Below are 4,996 nucleotides of genomic sequence, written 5' to 3'. Positions count from 1 at the left end.
AGGATGATTACACCGTGGATCAGGCTCCCACCTGCACTCAGGACGGCAGCAAGTCCATCCACTGCTCTCAGTGCGATGCCGTCACCGATGTCCAGACCATCCCCGCCACTGGCCACACCTGGGACCAGGGCACTGTCCTCACCCCCGCCACTTGCACGGAAAACGGCACCATGCGCTACACCTGCACCGTCTGCGGCGAGACCCGGGATGAGGTGATTCCCGCCACTGGTCACACCTGGGACCAGGGCACTGTCCTCACCCCCGCCACCTGCACGGAAAACGGCACCATGCGCTACACCTGCACCGTCTGCGGCGAGACCCGGGATGAGGTGATCCCCGCCACTGGTCACACCTGGGACCAGGGCACTGTCCTCACCCCTGCCACCTGCACAGAAAACGGCACCATGCGCTACACCTGCACCGTCTGCGGCGAGACCCGGGACGAGGTGATTCCCGCCACCGGTCACACCTTTGGCCCCTGGACCACCGTCACCTCTCCCACCTGCACCCAGAGCGGCAGTGAGCAGCGCTCCTGCTCCGTCTGCGGCTATACCGAGACCCGGGGCGTCGATCCCACCGGCCACTCCTGGGAGGATGATTACACCGTGGATCAGGCTCCCACCTGCACTCAGGACGGCAGCAAGTCCATCCACTGCTCTCAGTGCGATGCCGTCACCGATGTCCAGACCATCCCCGCCACCGGCCACACCTGGGACCAGGGCACTGTCATCACCCCCGCCACTTGCACAGAAAGCGGCACCATGCGCTACACCTGCACCGTCTGCGGCGAGACCCGGGATGAGGTGATCCCCGCCAGCCACCACTATGTGGACACAGTCACCGCCCCCACCTGCACCCAGGATGGATACACCACCCACACCTGCTCGGTGTGCGGTGACACCTACACCGACACCCCCGTGGCGGCTCTGGGCCACTCCTATGAGTGGGTGGTGGACCAGGAGCCCACTGCCACCCAGGCAGGCAGCCGTCACCAGGAATGCACCGTGTGCGGCGCCCTGGGTGCCACGGAGACCATTCCCGCCACTGGCACTGAGCCTGGCACTGAGCCTGGCACTGAGCCCAGCACCCAGCCCAGCACCCAGCCCCAGGCCGGCAGCACTGTCCCGTCCACCGGCGACCACAGCCACCTGACTGTGTATGTGGGTATCCTGGCGGTGTGCGTGCTGGCCCTGGCTGGAGTCGGCGCAGTGGCTGTCCGTCGCCGCCGCCGCTAATCGTTCCGCATCTCCCCATATTCCCCTGATCATTTCCTGTGGCCCTCAAAAGAGGGCCACAGGATTTTTTTTGCATACTTTTTCTCCCATGGGAAACCCTATCCATGCAAGTGAAACCCAAAGGAGTGATTGCATGGGTCAGCCGGCCATTGACATCAAAAGCGAAATTGGCCCCTTGAAGCGGGTGCTGCTCCACCGCCCCGGGGGCGAGCTGGAAAACCTGATGCCGGAGTATCTGGAGCGCCTGCTCTTCGACGACATCCCCTATCTGAAAATCGCCCAGGAGGAGCACGACGCCTTCTGTGGGCTGCTGCGGGACAACGGCGTGGAGGTGGTGTACCTCACCGACCTGGTGAGCGAGTCCCTCACCGACGGAGCGGTGAAGGAGCAGTTTGTCCGGGCGTATATCGCCGAGGCGGGGGTGCGGGGCACCAAGCGCACCGCCATGATCGCCGACCACTTTCTGTCCATGTCCACCCACAACATGGTCTCGGCCATGATGGCGGGGCTGCGCAAGGCCCAGGTGCGGGGCTACGGGCGGAAAAACCTCACCGACTACCTGGAAGACGACTATCCCTTTGTCCTGGACCCCATCCCCAACCTGTACTTTACCCGGGACCCCTTCGCCGCCATGGGCAACGGGGTAACCATCCACCGAATGCACACCGTCACCCGGCGGCGGGAGACCCTCTTCGCCCAGTATATCTTCGCCCACCACCCCCAGTACAAGGGCACCCCGGTGTACTACGACCGGGCCGCCCCCGCCTCCATGGAGGGGGGCGACATCCTGGTGCTCTCCCCCCAGGTGGTGGCCATCGGCATCTCCCAGCGCACCCAGCCCTGGGCCATTGAACAGCTGGCCAAACGGCTTCTCTCCCCCCAGGTGGGCTTTACCAAGGTGCTGGCCTTTGACATCCCCAAAAACCGGGCCTTCATGCACCTGGACACGGTGTTTACCATGGTGGACCACGACAAATTCACCATGCACCCGGGCATTTCCTCCCACCTGCGCCTCTTCGTGCTGGAGCTGGAGGAGGGGTCCCACCTGTCCATCACCGAGGAGGAGGACAGCCTGGAAAACATCCTGAAAGAGCATTTGAACTTGGACTCCGTCACCCTCCTCAAGTGCGGCGGCAACTCGGTGATCGACGCCGCCCGGGAGCAGTGGAACGACGGCTCCAACACCTTCTGTCTGGCCCCCGGCCGGGTGGTGGCCTACTCCCGCAACCATGTCACCAACCGGGTCATGGAGGAGGCGGGCATTGAGGTGCTCACCATTCCCAGCAGCGAGCTATCCCGGGGCCGGGGCGGCCCCCGGTGTATGACCATGCCCCTGGTACGGGGCGCCATCTAATCTATGTTGCAAAGGAGATCACAACCATGGCAGTCAATCTAAAAGGCAAATCCTTCCTCACCCTCATGGACCTCTCCGCCCAGGAAATCCGCTACCTGTTGGACCTGGGCCATTCCCTGAAGGCCAAGCGGCAGATGGGACTCCACGGGGAGGCTTTGAAGGGCAAGCACATCGTGCTGCTCTTTGAAAAGACCTCCACCCGCACCCGCTGCTCCTTCGAGGTAGCCATGGCCGAGGAGGGGGGCCGGGTGACCTACCTGGACCCCGGCTCCTCCCAGATGGGGAAAAAGGAGTCCATGGAGGACACCGCCAAGGTACTGGGCCGCTTTTTTGACGGCATCGAGTACCGGGGCTACGACCAGGCCAACGTGGAGACCCTGGCCAAATACTCCGGGGTGCCGGTGTACAACGGCCTCACCGACCTGGACCACCCCACCCAGATCATCGCAGACATGATGACCATGGAGGAGCACATCAACAAGCCTCTCAAGGACTGCAAAGTGGTGTTTGTGGGGGACGTGCGCAACAACATGTGCTATGCCTGGATGTTCGGCTGCTGCAAGATGGGGGTGGACTTTGTGGGCTACGGGCCCCAGGAGCTCATTGACGGGGCGGACAAGACCATTTTGGAGGCCTGCAAGCAGGAGGGGGCCATCTCCGGGGCCAACATCACCCTGACCTGCGACCCCAACGCGTTGAAGGGGGCGGACGTGCTCTACTCGGACATCTGGGCCTCCATGGGGGAGGAGGAGCTCATCCCTCAGCGGGCCAAGCTGCTCACCCCCTACCGCATCGACCACACCATGCTGGCCGCCACGGGGAATCCCGAGGTGATCTTCATGCACTGCCTGCCCTCCTTCCACAACTTCGACACCAAGCTGGCCAAGGAGTGGATGGACAAGGGGGTGGACATCCGGGAGGTCACCGACGAGGTGTTCCGCTCCCGTCACTCGGTGGTGTTTGACGAGGCGGAAAACCGGATGCACGCCATCCGTGCCATTCTGGTGGCAACCCTATGAGGGGGGCCACCAAAGTGGTGGTGGCCCTGGGGGGCAACGCCCTGGAGGACAAACAGCTCCCCCCCACCGCCCAGTCTCAACACCAGGTGCTCCAGCGCACCGCCCAGCAGCTGTCCCAGCTGTCGGTATCCGGGTATGAGCTGGCCATCGTCCACGGAAACGGCCCCCAGGTGGGGCGCATCCTCCTGGCCAGCGAGACCGCCCGTGACGTGACGCCCCCCATGCCCTTTGACGTGTGCGGGGCCATGAGCCAGGGGTATATCGGCTACCACATCCAGCAAACCCTCACCGCCGCCCTGCGGGCCCAGGGTAAGAACATCCCAGTTGTGACGGTGGTGACTCAAGTGGTGGTGGACCCCCAGGACCCCGCCTTTTCCAACCCCACCAAGCCCATCGGGCCCTTTTACACCCAGGCCCAGGCGGACACCCTCACCCGGGAGCGGGGCTATCACATGCGCCAAGACGGCCAGCGGGGGTACCGCCGGGTGGTGCCCTCGCCAAGCCCGCAGCGCATTGTGGAGATTGGAACCATGAAAAGGCTGTGGAACACCACCATCACCATCGCCTGCGGCGGCGGGGGCGTGCCGGTGGTGGAGGGGGCGGACGGACACCTGGAAGGGGTGGCCGCCGTCATCGACAAGGACCTGGCCGCCTGCCGTCTGGGCATTGAGATGGAGGCGGACGTGCTGATGATTCTCACCGAGGTGCCCGCTGTGGCCCTCCACTTCGGTACCCCCCAACAGGAGGACCTGGGCGAGGTGAAGGCGGAGACCCTGGAGCAGTACGCCCACCAGGGGCACTTTGGGGAGGGCTCCATGCTGCCCAAGGTGAAAGCGGCCATTCAGTTTGCCCGCTCCGCCCGGGGCCGGACCGCCATCATCACCAGCCTGGACCGGGGGCTGGAGGCCCTGGCGGGAAAGTGCGGCACCCGGGTGACGGCCTGACAAATGGCCCCCTTGCATGAAGGGAGTCATCTGCCCAAAAGCTGACCGAGAGGGCCTGTTCTTCTCCGATTTCTGTGGTGAAAACCACCGTCCACGCCGGGGACGCTCCGCTGGGCCCGATTTCTCCCCGATGAGAAATCGGGGAAAGAATCGCCAAAGGCGGGGCCTTCCCCCGCCTTGTGGAATCCACCCCGCCGATACGGGGGGTGCGCCTGCGCTCTTCTCTGTTCGGCCCTTGGCCTAGTTCATGTCACATAGATGGCGTGGACATTCTACAGAAGGTGCCTGCTTCTCTGACAGAGAGCACTTCTACCCCCAGAGCCTTACCCTGGTATGCAACTGTTCCCAGTTGCCGGGGGCCGGGCGCAAAAAGCCCCTGAACATTGCCGAATTTCTTGCGTTGTTGGGTGTAGGGGAGGGGCTTGCCCCTCCCGAATCCCCCAG

At 64.0% G+C, this 4,996-nt stretch carries 3 protein-coding genes and 1 pseudogene; all 4 read left to right on the top strand.

From position 1 onward, the window contains the following. Positions 1-1,235 (top strand): annotated as a pseudogene (locus B5F22_RS11760) (hypothetical protein); the annotation flags it as partial. Positions 1,236-1,368: 133 nt separating this feature from the next. Continuing rightward, a complete protein-coding gene (gene arcA / locus B5F22_RS11755) occupies positions 1,369-2,589 on the top strand; it encodes an arginine deiminase (protein WP_087392697.1) in 1,221 nt (406 codons plus the stop codon). Between the two features lie 26 nt (positions 2,590-2,615). After that, the gene (gene argF / locus B5F22_RS11750) at positions 2,616-3,608 is read left to right on the top strand and encodes an ornithine carbamoyltransferase (RefSeq protein WP_087234408.1); all 993 of its coding nucleotides are present in this window, start codon (positions 2,616-2,618) and stop codon (positions 3,606-3,608) included. Then, positions 3,605-4,552 (top strand): carbamate kinase, encoded by a 948-nt coding sequence (gene arcC, locus B5F22_RS11745; protein WP_087392696.1) that lies wholly within the window; start codon positions 3,605-3,607, stop codon positions 4,550-4,552. Before argF ends, arcC begins: the two co-directional genes overlap by 4 nt. Positions 4,553-4,996: the final 444 nt, after the last annotated feature.

The organism is Pseudoflavonifractor sp. An187 (assembly GCF_002160275.1).
Lineage (GTDB): Bacteria > Bacillota > Clostridia > Oscillospirales > Oscillospiraceae > Enterenecus > Enterenecus faecium.
The sequence above is the reverse complement of the archived record's forward strand: the minus strand, read 5'-3'. Positions and strand labels throughout refer to the sequence as shown.